17 protein-coding genes and 5 pseudogenes are annotated in these 18,465 nt (G+C 60.0%); 17 read left to right on the top strand and 5 right to left on the bottom strand.

Translation table 11 applies throughout. The features are described 5' to 3' along the window. Nucleotides 1-48 precede the first annotated feature (48 nt). From PFAS1_RS28885 to nahR, 3 genes and pseudogenes are all read right to left on the bottom strand, one after another. Nucleotides 49-1,005 carry a tyrosine-type recombinase/integrase gene (locus PFAS1_RS28885; protein ID WP_011154427.1) on the bottom strand — a complete coding sequence of 319 codons (957 nt, stop codon included), beginning with the start codon at nucleotides 1,003-1,005 and terminating at the stop codon, nucleotides 49-51. Between the two features lie 188 nt (nucleotides 1,006-1,193). Next, nucleotides 1,194-1,585, bottom strand: a pseudogene (locus PFAS1_RS28875) (IS30 family transposase); the annotation flags it as partial. Between the two features lie 47 nt (nucleotides 1,586-1,632). Then, nucleotides 1,633-2,535, bottom strand: a complete 903-nt coding sequence (gene nahR / locus PFAS1_RS28870; protein WP_011117383.1) for an HTH-type transcriptional activator NahR — start codon at nucleotides 2,533-2,535, stop codon at nucleotides 1,633-1,635. Between the two features lie 151 nt (nucleotides 2,536-2,686). Here nahR and salA point away from each other — a divergent pair, with 151 nt between their 5' ends. The 16 genes and pseudogenes from salA to PFAS1_RS30125 all read left to right on the top strand — a co-directional run. Continuing rightward, nucleotides 2,687-3,991, top strand: a complete 1,305-nt coding sequence (salA, locus tag PFAS1_RS28865) for a salicylate 1-monooxygenase (RefSeq protein ID WP_011154425.1) — start codon at nucleotides 2,687-2,689, stop codon at nucleotides 3,989-3,991. Then, complete coding sequence (locus PFAS1_RS30555; protein WP_472515496.1) at nucleotides 3,960-4,151, top strand: OprD family outer membrane porin; 192 nt, start codon at nucleotides 3,960-3,962, stop codon at nucleotides 4,149-4,151. Before salA ends, PFAS1_RS30555 begins: the two co-directional genes overlap by 32 nt. A 137-nt stretch (nucleotides 4,152-4,288) precedes the next feature. Next, nucleotides 4,289-4,507 carry a hypothetical protein gene (locus tag PFAS1_RS29820; RefSeq protein WP_024265233.1) on the top strand — a complete coding sequence of 73 codons (219 nt, stop codon included), beginning with the start codon at nucleotides 4,289-4,291 and terminating at the stop codon, nucleotides 4,505-4,507. Continuing rightward, on the top strand, nucleotides 4,491-4,808 hold the full coding sequence (locus PFAS1_RS28855; protein ID WP_011117432.1) for a 2Fe-2S iron-sulfur cluster-binding protein: 318 nt from the start codon (nucleotides 4,491-4,493) through the stop codon (nucleotides 4,806-4,808). The genes PFAS1_RS29820 and PFAS1_RS28855 overlap by 17 nt, the downstream gene beginning before the upstream one ends. Nucleotides 4,809-4,828: 20 nt before the next feature. After that, nucleotides 4,829-5,752, top strand: a complete 924-nt coding sequence (locus PFAS1_RS28850) for a catechol 2,3-dioxygenase (RefSeq protein ID WP_011117431.1) — start codon at nucleotides 4,829-4,831, stop codon at nucleotides 5,750-5,752. Between the two features lie 34 nt (nucleotides 5,753-5,786). Continuing rightward, on the top strand, nucleotides 5,787-7,247 hold the full coding sequence (locus PFAS1_RS28845; protein WP_011117430.1) for a 2-hydroxymuconic semialdehyde dehydrogenase: 1,461 nt from the start codon (nucleotides 5,787-5,789) through the stop codon (nucleotides 7,245-7,247). A 7-nt stretch (nucleotides 7,248-7,254) separates the two neighbouring features. Further along, the gene (locus tag PFAS1_RS28840; protein WP_011117429.1) at nucleotides 7,255-8,136 is read left to right on the top strand and encodes an alpha/beta fold hydrolase; all 882 of its coding nucleotides are present in this window, start codon (nucleotides 7,255-7,257) and stop codon (nucleotides 8,134-8,136) included. 11 nt (nucleotides 8,137-8,147) lie between these two features. Then, nucleotides 8,148-8,933, top strand: coding sequence for a 2-oxopent-4-enoate hydratase (gene dmpE, locus PFAS1_RS28835; RefSeq protein WP_011117428.1), 786 nt, complete (start codon nucleotides 8,148-8,150; stop codon nucleotides 8,931-8,933). 19 nt (nucleotides 8,934-8,952) lie between these two features. Then, nucleotides 8,953-9,876: an acetaldehyde dehydrogenase (acetylating) gene (locus PFAS1_RS28830; RefSeq protein ID WP_011117427.1), complete on the top strand. Its 924-nt coding sequence runs from the start codon at nucleotides 8,953-8,955 to the stop codon at nucleotides 9,874-9,876. A gap of 11 nt (nucleotides 9,877-9,887) precedes the next feature. After that, nucleotides 9,888-10,928 (top strand): 4-hydroxy-2-oxovalerate aldolase, encoded by a 1,041-nt coding sequence (dmpG, locus tag PFAS1_RS28825; protein ID WP_011117426.1) that lies wholly within the window; start codon nucleotides 9,888-9,890, stop codon nucleotides 10,926-10,928. After that, the gene (dmpH, locus tag PFAS1_RS28820) at nucleotides 10,925-11,719 is read left to right on the top strand and encodes a 2-oxo-3-hexenedioate decarboxylase (protein ID WP_011117425.1); all 795 of its coding nucleotides are present in this window, start codon (nucleotides 10,925-10,927) and stop codon (nucleotides 11,717-11,719) included. Before dmpG ends, dmpH begins: the two co-directional genes overlap by 4 nt. 54 nt (nucleotides 11,720-11,773) lie before the next feature. Then, on the top strand, nucleotides 11,774-11,965 hold the full coding sequence (locus tag PFAS1_RS28815; RefSeq protein ID WP_011117424.1) for a 2-hydroxymuconate tautomerase: 192 nt from the start codon (nucleotides 11,774-11,776) through the stop codon (nucleotides 11,963-11,965). Nucleotides 11,966-12,201: 236 nt separating this feature from the next. Next, nucleotides 12,202-12,912: pseudogene (locus PFAS1_RS30500) on the top strand (MCP four helix bundle domain-containing protein); the annotation flags it as partial. A 42-nt stretch (nucleotides 12,913-12,954) separates the two neighbouring features. Then, on the top strand, nucleotides 12,955-13,818 hold the full coding sequence (locus PFAS1_RS30495; protein WP_413037934.1) for a methyl-accepting chemotaxis protein: 864 nt from the start codon (nucleotides 12,955-12,957) through the stop codon (nucleotides 13,816-13,818). Nucleotides 13,819-14,038: 220 nt separating this feature from the next. Beyond that, nucleotides 14,039-14,575, top strand: a pseudogene (locus PFAS1_RS28800) (IS30 family transposase); the annotation flags it as partial. A 69-nt stretch (nucleotides 14,576-14,644) separates the two neighbouring features. After that, nucleotides 14,645-15,687 (top strand): annotated as a pseudogene (locus PFAS1_RS30125) (IS3 family transposase); the annotation flags it as partial. A gap of 357 nt (nucleotides 15,688-16,044) precedes the next feature. Here PFAS1_RS30125 and PFAS1_RS28780 read toward each other — a convergent pair. Both PFAS1_RS28780 and PFAS1_RS28775 read right to left on the bottom strand, forming a co-directional pair. Further along, a pseudogene (locus PFAS1_RS28780) lies at nucleotides 16,045-16,323 on the bottom strand (hypothetical protein). Nucleotides 16,324-16,396: 73 nt separating this feature from the next. Next, complete coding sequence (locus tag PFAS1_RS28775; RefSeq protein WP_011117419.1) at nucleotides 16,397-17,170, bottom strand: SDR family NAD(P)-dependent oxidoreductase; 774 nt, start codon at nucleotides 17,168-17,170, stop codon at nucleotides 16,397-16,399. 304 nt (nucleotides 17,171-17,474) lie between these two features. On the opposite strand from PFAS1_RS28775, the gene gcvA reads away from it, so the two are divergent. Continuing rightward, nucleotides 17,475-18,389: a transcriptional regulator GcvA gene (gcvA, locus tag PFAS1_RS28770; RefSeq protein ID WP_011117418.1), complete on the top strand. Its 915-nt coding sequence runs from the start codon at nucleotides 17,475-17,477 to the stop codon at nucleotides 18,387-18,389. Nucleotides 18,390-18,465 lie beyond the last annotated feature (76 nt).

Below are 18,465 nucleotides of genomic sequence, written 5' to 3'. Positions count from 1 at the left end.
CCTCGAGCAGCGATGTTGCACCTGGCGTGAACACTCAACAGGCGCCACTCAAACCAAGGCAGGGAAGTCCGAAGTATATGCTGCTTCAACCTTACTGTTGAGGGTATGCGCGAGAGCCATTTCGCAAACCTCTCGCTGGTGATCGGTTTCTTCCGCAGCCCACGTCCGAAAAGTAGATCTGAACCCATGCGGTACGACGCCATCGACCTGGAGCTGAGCGAGCACCCTGGCCATGGCATTGCCGGGAATGGGGCCTGTTCGCCAGGAGTTGAGAAATATCCACTTGTCATGCTTTCCGACCTGCTGCCGTAGCACCTCGAGCATTTGCTCGGTAAGGGGTACCCGGTGAGCCTTGCCCGCTTTCATGCGTTCTGCTGGGATGTACCAGATTTTCTCTTCCCAATCTATTTCCGGCCACTGGGCCCCGCTCACCTCTTGGTTACGGGTCGCAGTCAGAATTGCGAATTCAACAGCACGAGCTGCTGCCCCATCCAGGGAATCGAGCCTAGCCAACAGCTCGGCAGTGCGTAAAGGTGTCGGAGACGGGAAGGGGACTACCGTATGCGATTGCTTGGGCAAGAGCTTGTCGAGATGACCACGCCACCGTGCGGGGTTTTCACCTTGCCGAAGCTTCAGTGCCTTCGCTGCATCGAGCACGAGCTCTATGCGATTCCGGACGCGGTCAGCCGTGACGGGGGTCTTGCTCCAGATCGGCGTCAGCACATCCAGGATATCGTCCGTGTCGACCTCGGCTATCCGAAATCCGCCTATGACAGGGTAGACATGCTTCGTGAGTGAATTCTGCCATTGCTGGTGATGCTTCTTAGACCAACTCGACGAATGCGTGCGTATGTACCTTTCCGCCGAAGACCGAAACGTGTGGCTCGTTGTCGTTCGTGAGGCTTTGGCGGCTTTGGCCTTCGCACGCTCAGCGGCTGGATCGACGCCACGGGCGATATCGAGCCGGTACTTGTCAGCCTCCAGCCGTGCGTCTCTGAGGCTCAAAGCAGGGAATGTCCCCAGGCGCTATCAGGGTTTTCCTGACCCTACTGCCAGCGCCACGGTACGCAAGACATTGCGGGGTATTGAGCGGGTGCACGGGCGGCCACGGCAAAAAGCCAAAGCCTTACTGTTGGAGGATCTCGAGCTCATCGGAGCGTTCCGGCGCAGCGACCGTGGCAGCCAGGGCGAATTCAACCGGTCGTCGCAACACTGGATTGTTGGATAGATTTTAGATACTCATTCAGTGCTTCGGCAGGTGTTTTCCAACCGAGTGTTTTCCGGGGTCTCGTGTTCAGCACACGAGCTACGGATTGGATCTCCTGGGCTCCCCATCGAGACAGATCGGTACCTTTCGGGAAGTATTGCCGTAGAAGACCATTCGTATTTTCGTTCGTACCGCGCTGCTATGGACTATGGGGGTCGGCAAAGAAAACCTTTACTCCGGATTCGATTGTAAATCGAGCGTTATCTGATAGCTCTTTACCTCGATCCCATGTCAAAGATCGCCACAGTTCGACAGGAAGGTCACTGTTTTCTTCAGTGCGCTGGACATGCTAACAGCCCCGTAGCCAGGTGCAAGCGGGCTGCGTAAGATCACTGTCGACCGTATTGATCAGCTCGGATTTCTTCTCAATCAGAAAACAGGTCGAACATCAGTTGCCGCAACCAGATATTGGCGAGGTCCTGGTGGTATTTCGCATGCCAGAACATGTTGATGGCGATTTCCGGCAAGGCGACTGGGTGCGGCAAGACGCTCAGACCGAAGGGCTCTACGCAGCAGTCGGCGAAACGTATCGGCACAGTGGCGAGCAGCTCGGTGCGCTGGAGTATGTGGCCAACGGCGACGAAGTGCGGCACCTCCAGGCGGATGTCGCGCCGGATGCCGGCCTTCGTCAAGTATGTGTCCACCTCGCCGTGGCCTGTGCCAGCGGCGATGACACGCACGTGGCCATAGGAACAGAAGCGCTCAAGAGTCAGGGGTTCGCGGGTGGCCGGATGGTCCTTGCGACACAGGCACACGTAGTGATTGTGGAGCAGCCGGCGCTGGAAGAAGCCAGTCTGCAGGTTGGGCAGCAGGCCCACGGCTAGGTCCACTGTGCCGTTCTGCAAGGCTTGCATCAGGCTCATCGAACTGTCGCGCACGGTGCTGATCGCGCAATTGGGGGCTTGAAGAGTAATCGCATCCATCAGCCGCGGCATGAAGTAGATCTCGCCGATGTCGGTCATGGCCAGGGTGAAAGTACGCTCGCTGGTCAGCGGATCGAAGCGCTCATGGTGCTGCAGGGCTTCGCGCAGGGCGTGCATGGCCAAGGCGACGGGCTCGGCCAAGTTCGCGGCGTAGGGTGTGGGTTCCATACCCTGGTAGGTGCGCACGAAAAGTTGGTCCTGTAGCGCTGTGCGCAGGCGTTTCAGCGCATTGCTGACAGCAGGCTGGGTCAGGCCCAGGTTCTCGGCAACGATAGAGACGCGTCTGCAGACCAGCAGCTCGTTGAACACCACCAGCAGGTTTAAATCCAGATCACGCAGTTCCATGGAGCCTCGCTCGGGTTATGCCGGCGTCCCGCCTGGCAGGCAGCAATATTCACGCTTATAATATATTGTATAGTGGTCGGTGTCTTTATCAATATTCTTTACTCCGTTATGGTTATTAACAGTCAACTGTAAAACCATCATGAGTACCAGCATGAAAAACAATAAACCTGGCTTGCGCATCGGTATCATCGGCGGCGGGATTTCCGGCGTTGCCTTGGCTCTGGAGCTCTGTCGCTACTCCCATCTCCAAGTACAGCTGTTCGAGTGCGCGCCGGCTTTTGGTGAGGTCGGTGCAGGAGTTTCCTTTGGCCCCAACGCGGTGCGCGCCATTGTCGGCCTAGGCTTGGGCGAGGCCTACTTGCAGGTCGCCGACCGTACCTCGGAGCCCTGGGAGGACGTGTGGTTCGAGTGGCGGCGCGGCAGGGATGCCAGCTATCTGGGAGCGACCATCGCTCCGGGCGTGGGCCAGTCCTCGGTACACCGGGCGGATTTCCTCGATGCCCTAGTAAATCACCTCCCAAAAGGTATCGCCCAATTCAGGAAGCGCGCCACACAGGTCGAGCAAAAGGGGGGCGAAGTGCAAGTGCTATTCGCCGACGGCACAGAGCACCGCTGTGACCTTCTAATCGGTGCCGACGGAATCAAGTCAGCGCTGCGTAGTCATGTGCTGGAAGGTCAGGGGCTGGCCCCACAGGTACCGCGCTTCAGCGGCACCTGTGCCTATCGGGGGATGGTCGACAGCCTACACCTGCGCGAAGCCTATCGAGCCCAGGGCATCGACGAGCACTTGGTGGACGTACCGCAGATGTACCTAGGGCTTGACGGCCATATCCTCACTTTTCCGGTGAGGAATGGCCGCCTCATCAACGTTGTGGCCTTCATTTCCGACCGTAGTGAGCCGAAGCCGAACTGGCCCGCGGATGCCCCTTGGGTGCGCGATGTGAGCCAGCGAGAGATGCTCGATGCCTTCGCGGGTTGGGGTGATGCCGCGCGCACCCTGCTGGAGTGCATCCCGGCACCAACTCTCTGGGCACTGCACGACCTGGCGGAGCTGCCGGGCTACGTGCACGGGCGGGTCGTCCTGATCGGCGACGCAGCTCACGCCATGCTGCCGCACCAAGGCGCCGGTGCCGCCCAAGGACTTGAGGACGCCTACTTCCTCGCCCGCCTGTTGGGCGATACCCAAGTCGATGCAGACAACCTCGCCGAGCTGCTTGAAGCCTACGACGACCTGCGCCGCCCTCGTGCCTGTCGCGTGCAGCGAACCTCCCGGGAGACCGGCGAGTTATACGAGTTTCGCGACCCCGTCGTAGGTGCGAACGAGCATCTGCTGGGGGAAAACCTGGCGACCCGCTTCGACTGGCTGTGGAGCCACGACCTCGACGCCGACCTGGCCGAGGCACGTGCGCGCCTGGGTTGGGAAAATGGTAGCCGGGGTGTGCTACGTCAAGGGTGACAACGTTGATAACGGTCGCGGATTCGAGGGCAAACAATTCGATTGCGTCCTGGACGTCGGCTATGTGGTGGAGAGGGGCTCGCTTAAGGGGCTGAGCGTCAGGAGTGGAATGTCACTACGGGTTCCAACCACCAGGCTGACGTCGATGAGAACCGCTTGATCTTTAACTACACGTGGAAGCTTCTAAGCATGGGCGGCCTACCGGCCCTAGCGTCAGTGGGCCGATACCACAACCGCATCCTAAACCTAATATAGTTTCCTTGCATGCTGCGCCGCTGAGCGCCGCTGGACGTGACAATGCACAACAGTAACAAGATGCCTTGCTCGTTCCGTTCCACCTTCACCGTCAGTGCTCTGGCATTGGCCCTCAGCATTTCACTGGCGAGGGCGGTCAAGGCGGCCGAACCGATCAAGATTTGTCTTTTGATGTCCTACATCGGCACCGTCGCGGCCCAAAGTGAAGCTACTCCGGCTCTGCCTTGGTTGAACGGAGGAAGATATGTCAGAGGCCTTTGAAATCACTGTGCAGCCTGGCGGAGAGCGATTTGCCTGTCAGCCGCTGCAATCAGTGTTAAGTGCAATGGAGACGCAGGGTAAGCAATGCTTACCAGTGGGCTGTCGTGGTGGCGGTTGTGGCTTGTGCAAGGTGAGGGTTCTTGCCGGTGACTACGAGTGCGGGCGTGTGAGCTGCAAGCACCTGCCGGTAGAAGCCCGCGAACAAGGCTACGCCTTGGCCTGCCGACTGTTTGCCCGGAGCGATCTATGTATCGAGCGTTATTCAAAGCCTGGCAGTGAAAACACGGTCGATCCACAATAATAAAGAGAATAGGTGATGTCATGAAGAAAGGTGTAATGCGCCCAGGGCACGTGCAACTGCGTGTACTGGACATGGGTAAGGCGTTGGAACACTACATCGAATTGTTGGGCCTGATCGAGATGGATCGTGACGACCAGGGCCGTGTCTATCTGAAGGCCTGGAGTGAGGTTGACAAATTTTCTGTAGTGCTACGCGAAGCTGATGAGCCAGGTATGGATTTCATGGGTTTCAAGGTGGTAGATGAGGTGTCTCTCCAGCAACTTGAGCAGGATCTGCAGGCACATGGCTGTTCCGTCGAACAGGTACCGGCGGGGGAGCTCAATAGTTGCGGTCGGCGTGTGCGCTTCCAAGCCCCCTCAGGGCATCACTTCGAGTTGTATGCTGACAAGGAATACACTGGCAAATGGGGTGTGAATGAGGTCAATCCCGAAGCCTGGCCACGCGATCTGAAAGGTATGTCGGCGGTGCGTTTCGATCATTGCCTGCTGTATGGTGATGAACTACAAGCCACTTATGAGTTGTTTACCGAGGTACTCGGCTTTTACCTGGCCGAGCAAGTGGTCGATGCCGAGGGTATACGCCTAGCACAGTTTCTAAGCTTGTCGACCAAGGCCCACGATGTGGCTTTTATCCAGCATGCGGAGAAGGGTAAGTTCCATCATGCCTCATTCCTCCTCGATACCTGGGAGGACGTGTTGCGCGCTGCCGACCTGATCAGCATGACCGACACCTCGATCGATATCGGCCCGACCAGGCACGGCCTGACCCACGGCAAGACCATTTATTTCTTCGACCCGTCCGGCAACCGCTGCGAGGTGTTCTGCGGCGGGAACTACAACTATCCGGATCACAAGCCGGTGACTTGGTTGGCCAAGGATGTGGGCAAGGCGATCTTCTATCACGACCGGGTGCTCAACGAACGATTCATGACCGTTATGACCTAAAGGCCCAGCTCGACTTATTGCAGAGATTACGCAGATGAAAGAGATCAAGCATTTCATTAACGGTGCCTTTGTCGGCTCGGCCAGCGGCCGCACCTTCGAGGACATCAACCCGGTCAATGGCCAGGTGATCGGCCGCGTCCACGAGGCCGGCCGCGCCGAGGTCGACGCTGCGGTCAAAGCTGCCCGTGCCGCGCTCAAGGGGCCCTGGGGGAAGATGACGGTGGCCGAGCGCGCTGACATTCTGCATCGCGTGGCCGATGGCATCACGGCCCGTTTCGACGAGTTTCTCGAGGCCGAATGCCTCGACACCGGAAAGCCAAAATCCCTGGCCAGCCATATCGACATCCCGCGTGGGGCGGCCAATTTCAAGGTGTTCGCCGACCTGCTGAAGAATGTCGCCAACGAAGCCTTCGAGATGGCCACCCCGGATGGCGCCGGTGCGCTCAACTACGGCGTGCGCCGGCCCAAGGGGGTGATCGGGGTCATCAGCCCGTGGAACCTGCCGCTGCTGCTGATGACCTGGAAAGTCGGACCGGCCCTGGCCTGCGGCAACTGCGTGGTGGTCAAGCCATCCGAGGAAACTCCGCTGACCGCCACCCTGCTCGGCGAGGTGATGCAGGCCGCCGGCGTACCGGCGGGCGTGTACAACGTGGTGCATGGCTTCGGCGGCGATTCGGCCGGGGCCTTCCTCACCGAGCACTCGGACGTCGACGCCTACACCTTCACCGGTGAGACCGGCACCGGCGAAACCATCATGCGCGCTGCGGCCAAGGGCGTGCGCCAGGTGTCGCTGGAACTGGGCGGGAAGAACGCCGGCATCGTGTTCGCCGACTGCGATATGGACAAGGCCATCGAGGGCACCCTGCGCTCGGCCTTCGCCAACTGCGGCCAGGTCTGCCTCGGTACCGAGCGACTGTATATCGAGCGGCCGATCTTCGACGCGTTCGTCGCCCGACTCAAGGCCGGTGCCGAAAGCCTGGTGATCGGGCCGCCGGACGACGCCAGCAGCAACTTCGGCCCGCTGGTCAGCCTCAAGCACCGCGAAAAAGTCCTCAGCTATTACCAGCAGGCAGTCGATGACGGCGCCACCGTTGTCACCGGCGGCGGCGTGCCGGAGATGCCGGCGCACCTGGCCGGCGGCGCCTGGGTGCAGCCGACTATCTGGACTGGCCTCTCCGACAATTCGGCGGTGGTCACCGAGGAAATCTTCGGCCCCTGCTGCCATATCCGCCCGTTCGATACGGAAGAGGAGGCCATCGAACTGGCCAACAGCCTGCCCTATGGCCTGGCGTCGGCGATCTGGACCGAGAGCAGCTCGCGCGCCCACCGCGTCGCCGGGCAGATCGAGGCCGGCATCGTCTGGGTCAACAGCTGGTTCCTCCGCGATCTACGCACCGCCTTCGGCGGCAGCAAGCAGTCGGGCATCGGCCGCGAAGGGGGTGTGCACTCGCTGGAGTTCTACACCGAGCTGAAAAACATCTGCGTGAAACTCTGAGGCGGCCATGACTGCATCCCTGAAGGCACCCCCGCAAGCAGCGGAGCAGGCTCCGGAACCTAGCCCCGAGCTGGGTCGCGAGATCCTCGCCGCAGGCTGGCGCACCAACTTGCTGGAGCAGGGCAGCGGCTTTCCGCTGCTGCTGATCCACGGCTCCGGCCCTGGCGTCACCGCCTGGGCCAACTGGCGCCTGGTCATGCCGCAGCTGGCCCAGAATCACCGGGTGCTCGCCCCGGACATGCTCGGCTTCGGTTACAGCGAGCGCCCGGCAGATGCTCACTACAGCCTCGACACCTGGGTGCTGCATGCCCTCGGCGTGCTGGATGCCCAGGGCATCGCCCAGGCCGACCTGGTCGGCAATTCCTTCGGCGGCGCCATCGCCTTGGCCCTGGCCGTGCGTCACCCCGAGCGGGTGCGCCGGCTGGTGCTGATGGGCAGCGTCGGCGTGCCCTTCGAGCTCACGTCGGGGCTGGACGCAGCCTGGGGCTACAGGCCATCGCTAGCTAATATGCGCGCGCTGCTCGACCTGTTCGCCTTCGATCGCGGCCTGGTCAGCGAAGACCTGGCCGAACTGCGTTACCAGGCCAGCATACGCCCGGGCTTCCAGGAATCCTTCGCCGCCATGTTCCCGGCCCCGCGCCAGCGATGGATCGAGGAGCTGTGCAGCGACGAGCGGGCGATCCGCGCGTTGCCCCACCCGACCCTGGTGGTGCATGGCCGCGAAGACCAGATCATCCCGCTGCAGGCTTCGCTGACCCTAGCGCAGTGGATTCCCAACGCCCAGCTACACGTCTTCGACCAGTGTGGCCACTGGACCCAGATCGAACACGCCGAGCGTTTCGCCCGCCTGGTCGAGGATTTCCTCGCCGAGGCCGCCCCCCTTTCCTGAGAGAGACAAGCATGGACCAGATATTGATCAACGAGCTCGGCGACGAGCTGTATCAGGCGATGCTCAACCGTGAAGCGGTCAGCCCGCTGACCGAGCGCGGTTTCGCCATCGGCATCGACGACGCCTACCACATTTCCCTGCGCATGCTCGAACGCCGGCTGGCCGCCGGCGAGAAGATCATCGGCAAGAAGATCGGCGTCACCAGCAAGGCGGTGCAGAACATGCTCGGCGTGTATCAGCCAGACTTCGGCTACCTGACCGATGCCATGGTGTTCAACAGCGGCGAGGCCGTGCCGATCAGCCAGCGGCTGATGCAGCCCAAGGCCGAGGGCGAAATCGCCTTCATCCTCAAGAAGGACCTGATCGGCCCCGGCGTGACCAACGCCGACGTGCTGGCCGCCACCGAGTGCGTGATGCCCTGTTTCGAGATCGTCGATTCGCGCATCCGCGACTGGAAAATCAAGATCGAAGACACAGTAGCGGACAATGCATCCTGCGGCCTGTTCGTGCTCGGCGACACGGCAGTGTCGCCACGCCAGGTCGACCTGGTTACCTGCGGCATGCTGGTGGAGAAGAACGGCCAGTTGCTCAGCACCGGCGCCGGTGCCGCGGCCCTGGGTTCGCCGGTCAACTGCGTGGCCTGGCTGGCCAACACCTTGGGCCGCTTCGGTATCCCGCTGAAGGCTGGCGAAGTGATCCTCTCCGGCTCGCTGGTACCCCTGGAGCCGGTCAAGGCCGGCGACTTCATGCGCGTCGAGATCGGCGGCATCGGCAGCGCCTCCGTGCGCTTCACCTGATCGAACAGAGGACAAACCCATGAGCAAGAAACTCAAGGCGGCCATCATAGGCCCCGGCAATATCGGTACCGATCTGGTGATGAAGATGCTCCGTTCCGAGTGGATTGAGCCGGTGTGGATGGTCGGCATCGACCCCAACTCCGACGGCCTCAAACGCGCCCGCGATTTCGGCATGAAGACCACAGCCGAAGGCGTCGACGGCCTGCTCCCGCACGTGCTGGACGACGACATCCGCATCGCCTTCGACGCCACCTCGGCCTATGTGCATGCCGAGAATAGCCGCAAGCTCAACGCGCTTGGCGTGCTGATGGTCGACCTGACCCCGGCGGCCATCGGCCCCTACTGCGTGCCGCCGGTCAACCTCAAGCAGCATGTCGGCCGCCTGGAAATGAACGTCAACATGGTCACCTGCGGCGGCCAGGCCACCATCCCCATGGTCGCCGCGGTGTCCCGCGTGCAGCCGGTGGCCTACGCCGAGATCGTCGCCACCGTCTCCTCGCGCTCGGTCGGCCCGGGCACGCGCAAGAACATCGACGAGTTCACCCGCACCACCGCCGGCGCCATCGAGCAGGTCGGCGGCGCCAGGGAAGGCAAGGCGATCATCGTCATCAACCCGGCCGAGCCGCCGCTGATGATGCGCGACACCATCCACTGCCTGACCGACAGCGAGCCGGACCAGGCTGCGATCACCGCTTCGGTTCACGCGATGATCGCCGAGGTGCAGAAATACGTGCCCGGCTACCGCCTGAAGAACGGCCCGGTGTTCGACGGCAACCGCGTGTCGATCTTCATGGAAGTCGAAGGCCTGGGCGACTACCTGCCCAAGTACGCCGGCAACCTCGACATCATGACCGCCGCCGCGCTGCGTACCGGCGAGATGTTCGCCGAGGAAATCGCCGCCGGCACCATTCAACTGCCGCGTCGCGACATCGCGCTGGCTTGAGGAGTAGCACCATGAATTTGCACGGCAAGAGCGTCATCCTGCACGACATGAGCCTGCGCGACGGCATGCACGCCAAGCGCCACCAGATCAGCCTGGAGCAGATGGTCGCGGTCGCCACCGGCCTCGATCAAGCCGGTATGCCGCTGATCGAGATCACCCACGGCGACGGCCTCGGCGGTCGTTCGATCAACTACGGCTTCCCGGCCCACAGTGACGAGGAGTACCTGCGCGCGGTGATCCCGCAGCTCAAGCAGGCCAAAGTCTCGGCGCTGCTGCTGCCCGGCATCGGCACCGTCGACCACCTGAAGATGGCCCTGGACTGCGGCGTCTCGACTATTCGCGTGGCCACCCACTGTACCGAGGCGGATGTCTCCGAGCAGCACATCGGCATGGCGCGCAAGCTGGGGGTCGACACCGTCGGCTTCCTGATGATGGCGCACATGATCAGCGCCGAGAAAGTCCTGGAGCAGGCCAAGCTGATGGAAAGCTATGGTGCCAACTGCATCTACTGCACCGACTCGGCCGGCTACATGCTGCCTGATGAAGTCAGCGAGAAAATCGGCCTCCTGCGCGCCGAGCTGAACCCGGCCACCGAAGTCGGCTTCCACGGCCACCACAACATGGGCATGGCTATCGCCAACTCGCTGGCCGCCATCGAAGCCGGTGCCGCGCGCATCGACGGCTCGGTCGCCGGCCTCGGCGCCGGTGCCGGCAACACCCCGCTGGAAGTGTTCGTCGCAGTGTGCAAACGCATGGGCGTGGAGACCGGCATCGACCTGTACAAGATCATGGACGTGGCCGAGGACCTGGTGGTGCCGATGATGGATCAGCCGATCCGCGTCGACCGCGACGCCCTGACCCTGGGCTACGCCGGGGTGTACAGCTCGTTCCTGCTGTTCGCCCAGCGCGCCGAGAAGAAATATGGCGTGTCGGCCCGCGACATCCTGGTCGAACTGGGCCGGCGCGGCACCGTCGGTGGCCAGGAAGACATGATCGAAGACCTCGCCCTGGACATGGCCCGGGCCCGTCAGCAGCAGAAGGTGAGCGCATGAACCGTACCCTGACCCGCGAACAGGTGCTGGCCCTGGCCGAGCACATCGAAAACGCCGAGCTGAATGTCCACGACATCGGCAAGGTGACCAACGATTTTCCCGAGATGACCTTCGCCGACGCCTACGACGTGCAGTGGGAAATCCGCCGGCGCAAGGAGGCCCGCGGCAACAAGATCGTCGGCCTGAAGATGGGCCTGACCTCCTGGGCGAAGATGGCGCAGATGGGCGTGGAAACGCCGATCTACGGCTTCCTCGCCGACTACTTCAGCGTGCCGGACGGAGGCGTGGTGGATTGCTCCCAGCTGATCCATCCAAAGATCGAGGCGGAAATCTCGGTGGTGACCAAGGCGCCGCTGCACGGTCCGGGTTGCCACCTGGGTGACGTGATCGCGGCGATCGACTACGTGATCCCAACCGTAGAGGTGATCGACTCGCGTTATGAGAATTTCAAGTTCGACCTGATCAGCGTGGTCGCCGACAACGCCTCCTCGACCCGCTTCATCACTGGTGGGCGCATGGCCAGCCTGGAGGAGGTCGATTTGCGCACCCTCGGCGTGGTCATGGAGAAGAACGGCGAAGTGGTCGAACTCGGCGCCGGCGCGGCGGTGCTCGGCCATCCGCTGTCCAGCGTGGCGATGCTGGCCAACCTGCTGGCCGAGCGCGGCGAACACATCCCGGCCGGCACCTTTATCATGACCGGCGGGATCACCGCCGCCGTGCCGGTGGCGCCGGGCGACAACATCAGCGTGCGCTACCAGGGCCTCGGCTCGGTGTCCGCGCGCTTCATCTGAACCCCCGCGGTCGGCCTGCACGGTCGGCCGCCCCTATTGTTGGAGGACGAGGCCATGCCCATCGCCCAGTTGTACATTCTCGACGGTCGCAGCAACGAGCAGAAGGAAACCCTGATCCGCGAAGTCAGTGAGGCCATGTCGCGCTCGCTGGACGCGCCGATCGAACGAGTCCGGGTGATCATCACCGAGATGCCGAAGAACCACTTCGGCATCGGCGGCGAACCGGCGAGTAAGCTCAATCGCTGAGGCTGCTCTGATCATCTCGCCCCTCGAAACTAACCTCGTCTGGCAAGCAGCCCTGCGGGCCTGTGCATCGGCGGAATTGGCGTTTCCGGCGGCTCTGGAGAGCAGGACGAAACCTGAGCAGAGGCGTGTCTGCGGGCGATGCTCGGCTGAGTCCGCCCGAGCCCGCAATCAGGACCAATAAGTGCTTGCCGGATCACACATCTGCCCTAACAGCCGTACGGAATTGAATCACACTAATGCAAAAATTCACTATCCGAACCCGACTTTTAATGCTGGTCGGCGCTATGTTTACCGGCTTCATAACTATCGAGTTGATGGGATTCAGTGCTCTTGAGAGAGGCGTGGCAAGCCTTAATACAGTTTATCTAGATCGAGTCGTTTCGCTACGTGACCTGAAAACCATCGCCGACCTGTATGCAGTGAAAATCGTCGATAGCAGCCACAAGGCTCGCAGTGGCCGCATGACCTACGCCCAAGCCGAGCAAGAGGTGAAAGACGCCGGTCGGCAGATCGATATGCTATGGCACTCCTACCAAAAGACTAAAAAGATCGATGAAGAGCAACGTTCAGTGGACGCACTAGCCAAGCTTATTGAGGAAGCTCAAGACCCCATTGAACGCTTGAAAGGAATTTTGGAACGTGGCGACAAGGTGGCACTCGACACCTTTGTCGAAAATGAAATGTACCCGTTGATTGATCCGCTTTCGGAAGGGCTCAGCCATCTGACCCAAATCCAAGTGGAGGAATCAAAGCGTACCTATGACGCCGCTGTTGTCCTGTATGACTCTTCACGCACCATGTTAGCGCTGCTGCTCTTGGGAATACTGATTTGCGGTGGTGTCTTCGCCACGCGGCTTATACGTAGCATCATCCATCCTTTAACGACACTTAAGGATGCAGCGGCTCGTGTAGCACTTGGCGATCTTAGCCAGTCAATTCAGGTGAGCGGTCGCAATGAGGTTACCGACGTGCAGCTGTCTGTGCAGGCGATGCAGGCTAATCTTCGCAATACCTTGCAGGATATCCAGGGCTCGGCGACTCAATTGGCAGCTGCTGCTGAAGAACTTCAGACGGTAACTGAGAGCACAGCCCAGGGTATCCACCGGCAAAATGATGAGATGCAAATGGCGGCCACGGCAGTAACCGAAATGTCCGCTGCAGTGGATGAAGTCTCAGACAATGCCAACCGCACATCCAATGCATCACACGAAGCGATGGACCTGGCAGACGGGGGGCGCAAACAGGTTATGCTAACCTGCGAGACTATCGATCGGCTCAGCGGCAAGCTTAATGAAACCACCGGAACCGTCTTCCGCCTGGCTGAGGAAGCATCGAACATCGGTCGTGTATTGGACGTGATCCGTGCCATTGCCGAGCAAACCAAATTGCTTGCACTCAATGCTGCGATTGAGGCCGCCCATGCTGGTGAGGCAGGCCGTGGTTTTGCGGTAGTCGCTGACGAAGTTCGCAATTTGGCACAACGCACCCAGACCTCTACTCAAGAAATAGAACGAATGATTTTTTCCATTCAGAGTGTGACGCAAGAGGGGGTTCGTGACGTGCAGCAGAGCTGCGAGTTTGCTGCAGGCAGTCAGAAAATGGCTAGTGAAGCTGATCAGACACTGACCCTGATCGCCGAGCGGATCACGGAAATAAATGGTATGAATTTAGTGATTGCCAGCGCAGCAGAAGAACAAGCCCAGGTGGCGCGAGAAGTAGATCGGAACCTGGTTACTATCAGTGACATTTCTGAACAGAGTACCGCCAGCGTTCGGCAGACCGCCAAGGCCAGTGAAGAGCTGGCGCGCTTGGCCGCAAATCTTAATAATCTGGTCAATCGCTTTAATATGTAGCCCCTAGGGGGGCGCTTATATGGACTCCTCCCCCGGGCAGCGGGTCGGACGCAGTACCTCTGCATGAATGGAGGATCCTCGCTGACCCGGTATCAAGGTGCCAAAGTGGAGAGTGCCAAGAAGGTTTTCCAGTTGCACACCGTTGATCGGTGCACTGGGAGGCAGGGCGGCGGCAAAAACTGAGTGCAACACATGACATTTCCGGTACGGTGCTGTCCCTATGTCTTATTCCGAACTCAGCGTTGAAGAGCGCGCCACCATTCAAATCGGTCATGCCCAAGGCAGTCTGCGTCGGATTGCCTGCTTGATCCCCCGATCCCCTTCGACCATCAGCCGGGAACTGCGCCGCAATCGAGATGCCTGTGGCGGTTAATCGGCCCGTGTGGCCCAGTAGCAGACGCAGGCCCGCCGCCAGGTTTGTAGACCGATGCGAAAGCTGTTTCCGGGGAGTGAGCGCTTCGAGTTGGTGGCTCATATACTGAGTGAGCGTTTGTCTCCCGAACAGATTGCCGACAAGCTGCGCAGCATGAACATACCCCACCTAAGAGATGCCTACGTCTGTCGCGAGACGATCTACAACGCCATCTATGCCTTGCCGGTCGGTGAGCTGCACAAGGAGCAGATCATCTGCCTGCGCCAAAGCAAGACGACGCACCGACCGCGTTCTGGCGGCGTCGATCGCCGCGGGCAGATCCCCGAGATGGTCAGTATTCATGTGCGCCCGCCGGAGATCGAAGACCGGCTGATGACGGGGCATGGACGAGCCCCCTGAAAGACAGGACACCGTTTCCCCCTTAACATAAGGGATAGGCAAACGACTGTGTATATGACTAATAGAAACGATAAGGGTGGGGAGCTTTTGGGTCAGGAGCGGCGTCGCCGCTGGAGCCCGGAGCAAAAACTGGCCATGGTTCGCGAGAGCCTGCAACCGGGGCAAAGCGTCTCGGTGGTGGCTCGACAGAATGGCGTGAATGCCAACCAGTTGTTTCAGTGGCGCAAGCTCTATCAGAGCGGCAGTCTCTCGGCTGTCAGTGCTGGGGAGAGCGTGGTGCCCGCTTCCGAGCTGGCCGATGCGCTCAAGCAGATCCGCGAGCTACAGCGCATGCTTGGCAAGAAAACCATGCAGGTCGAGATCCTTCAGGAAGCTGTGGAGATTGCTCGGTCGCGAAAATGGATTGCGCACTCACCCTTGTTGCCGGGGGACGACCAGTGAAGCTGATCAGTGAAAGTCTCGGTGTAGCGCGCTCGCAATTGACGGTTCGACTCAACCCAAATGCTCAGGTCGAGCGGCGTCGCCCTGCACTGGACGATGCCGCACTGGTCGAAGAAATTCAGGCTGAAGTGAGTGAACTGCCCAGCTACGGGTACCGCCGTGTGTGGGGGTTGCTGCGTCGTCGGCGTGAAAAGCAGAGTCAGGCGCCGATCAACGTCAAGCGGGTTTATCGCGTCATGCGCGATCATCAGTTGCTGCTGGAGCGACGGATTAAACAACCGGGTGTGGCACGCCGTCACGAAGGCCGAATTGCCGTGGCCACCAGCGATACCCGGTGGTGCTCGGACGGGTTTGAGTTTCGCTGTGATGATAACGCCAAGCTGAGCGTGACCTTTGCCCTGGACTGCTGCGACCGCGAAGCCATCGGTTGGGTGGCCAGCCCGACCGGGTACAGCGGCGACGATATCCGTGATCTGATGCTGGAGGCGGTGGAAAAACGCTTCGGTGAAGAGGCGCCTGCCACCCCGGTGCAATGGCTGAGCGACAATGGCTCGGCCTACATCGCTGAACAGACACGCCAGTTTGCCCGACAGATCGGCTTGCAACCGCTGACCACGCCGGTGCGTAGCCCGCAGAGCAACGGCATGGCCGAGAGCTCTAGCTGAACGCTCTCCAGCTCGATCCCGCGCCGTGCAGCAGCCATAGCAATGGTGACTGTGTAGCAGGAGGCGAGTGCTTGCAGCTCGTACTCGAGAAGGCTGGCACCAGTGTCCGTACCCAATGGTACAGGCTCATCGCTGACGAGTGTGAAGCGGCCGGCTCGCGCCTCATCACGCTGCCCACCCATGAATGCAGCTCCAGTGCTTGCAGTCATTTTGCTGCCGCCGTCCCACGTCCCGTTCAAAGACAGAGTGAACTTGGTAGTTTCCCGATTTGCTCGACTGGCGTTGCCTGCCTCCACCAGAGCGTTCAGATAAATGCCGTTGAGCAAAGCAGTTGTAATCACGAGCTCCTCAGATGGCGGTGTAGGTATGTACGTCGGGTTCGGCAGCCAGCAGGGGCTTGAGGCCGCCGACTACGTCAGCGGCGAACAACTCGCTTTGCAGGTAGGCGTTGGCGTTCTCCAGCGTGTCGAAGCAATGCAGCACCTACACTTCTTCGTCGCGTACCAGCTGTGTCTTGGACTTTGCGCCTTGGATCTTCTCCAGGAACGTCTCCTTGTACTGTTGGTAAATGCAGGCAGCAGCACGATTAGTGCGCTCGATCATCAGCGTGATCTGTAGATAGACCATGTTGGATCTCCAGATTTACGAAGTGAGTGGTTCCGCATTTCCTGTCCCGATCCTTGGCAACTGGGCCCAGGTCTTAGTTGCGACCAGCCATAACACCACCATCGACGTCCCAGATTGCGCCGGTAACCCAGCTGGCTTGCTCGGAGAGGAGGAAGACAACTATACCAGCCACGTCCTGCGGAGTGCCAACACGGCCTATCGGGTGGAAACTGTTGAAGCCCTGCAGCGCGCTATGCACTTCCGCTTTCGGGATGAAGCCTTCGTAGATCGGGGTTTGCACAACTGCCGGGGAAACGGCATTCACGCGGATGTTCTTCGAAGCTAGTTCCATCGCTAGGTGCTGAGTCAGGGAATGCAGGCCGGCCTTAGCCATGGAGTAGGCAGATGACGGGGTGGCGGCGATCGCTTGCTTGGCCCACATCGAGCCGATGTTCACGATGGCGCCTGGACGGTTTTGCTCAACCAGGTTGGCGGTAACCTTTTGGGTGATAAAGAAGAACGCCTTGTTCAGCTTCATGTACTGGTCGTAGTCCGCATCCTGGTGTTCCAGGAAAGGTTTCGGGAAGAACACACCGGCAGCGTTCACTAGCATGTCGATATCCGAGTGCTGCTGGCTGATGGTCTTGATCAGTTTGGCCAGGCCTTCGTCGCTGGTCAGATCTGCAGTAAGAGCAGTCACGTTTCCCTGAGCGGAGAGGTCTTTACGAGCCTCTTCGGTTTTTTCAGGACGGTTACCGATGATGACTACGCTGCCGCCTTCAGAGAGAAACTGGCGTGCAGTTTCCAGACCCATGCCACTGGTGCCACCGACGACCAGCAGTTTCTTACCGTTGAATTGGTTGCTCATTGGGAGACCTCTTTGCACCTGCCCACGGCAGGTACCTGGTTAACGGGGATTGGGGCGAGTCACTTGCCTAAGACGCCGACACCGGCAGGCAGTTCGTGCCCTCTATGGGCCAGTGCAACGTGGCTATCTGGAAACTAAAGGGCAGGAAGAAAAATTTTCCACCTTAGCTAAACTCCAGAAACTTTCCGCCGACTTCGAGTAGTTTAGCCGCAGCACACTTTGCCTTGGAGCGAATATTCCTCGCTTTCAATTCCGCCAACAAACGAGATAAAATTTCTCACCACTAAAGAAATTCTTTATCGATATGAAGGCTCCAGTTCATCTCAACGCGCTGCGCGCTTTTGAAGCCAGTGCCCGCCACCAGAGCTTTTCTGCGGCTGCAGCCGAGCTGCACGTCACGCCGGCAGCGGTTGGTCAGCTCGTGCGCACACTCGAGGATTGGCTAGGCACTCATCTTTTTGTCCGCAGTACCAGCGGCAAAGCACGGTTGATCCCCACGGATGCGGCCGAACGTGCTCTGCCGGATATTCGAGCAGGTTTCGACAGACTGACCCTAGGGATGGAGCGGCTTCAGGAGTGCTCGGTCAGTTGCGTGCTTACCGTGGCCGTTAGCCCGGCCTTCGCCGTCAAGTGGCTGCTGCCTCGGATCGACCGCTTCCAGGCCATCTGCCCTGATACGGACGTGCGGCTAGACACCAACCTCAAGCCGGTAGATTTCGTTGCTCAGCAAGTCGACATTGGCGTGCGCTATGGCACGGGCAAGTGGCCTGGACTGGCCGCCGAGAAGATGATGGATGAAGAGATTTACCCGGTATGCTCACCACAATTGCGGCGAGAGCGCTTTTGCCTGCAGAAGCCCAATGACTTGGTCCGGGAGATATTGATCCACGATCTCTCGATGGATAACCACTCAGGCTTCCCGACCTGGGAGAGCTGGATGCAACAAGCTGGTGTGACGGAGACGACCACCCTTCGCGGCATGAAAATCAACAACTCTGCTGCTGTATTGCAGGCTGCTGCCGAAGGGCACGGAGTCGCCCTAGCACGAGGCGTTATGGCGCGTGATGACTTGGCGAGTGGCCGCCTGATTCGGCTGTTTCCAGAGATCAGCGTTGCATCAGATTTGGCTTATTACGTTGTCTACCGCCCGGAATGCGTCAGCTTGCCAAGGCTGACAACCTTCCGAGATTGGCTGCTGGCTGAGGCGGCGGAAACCTAGATACGGACTGACTGCTTATGGCCGATTCTGTTGAAAAAGTCGGTTTTTCAGCTGACCTGAATTCAGAAACGGCCAT

Origin of the sequence: Pseudomonas frederiksbergensis (assembly GCF_001952935.1) — a bacterium.
In the GTDB taxonomy this organism is placed as follows: domain Bacteria; phylum Pseudomonadota; class Gammaproteobacteria; order Pseudomonadales; family Pseudomonadaceae; genus Aquipseudomonas; species Aquipseudomonas frederiksbergensis.
The sequence above is the reverse complement of the archived record's forward strand: the minus strand, read 5'-3'. Positions and strand labels throughout refer to the sequence as shown.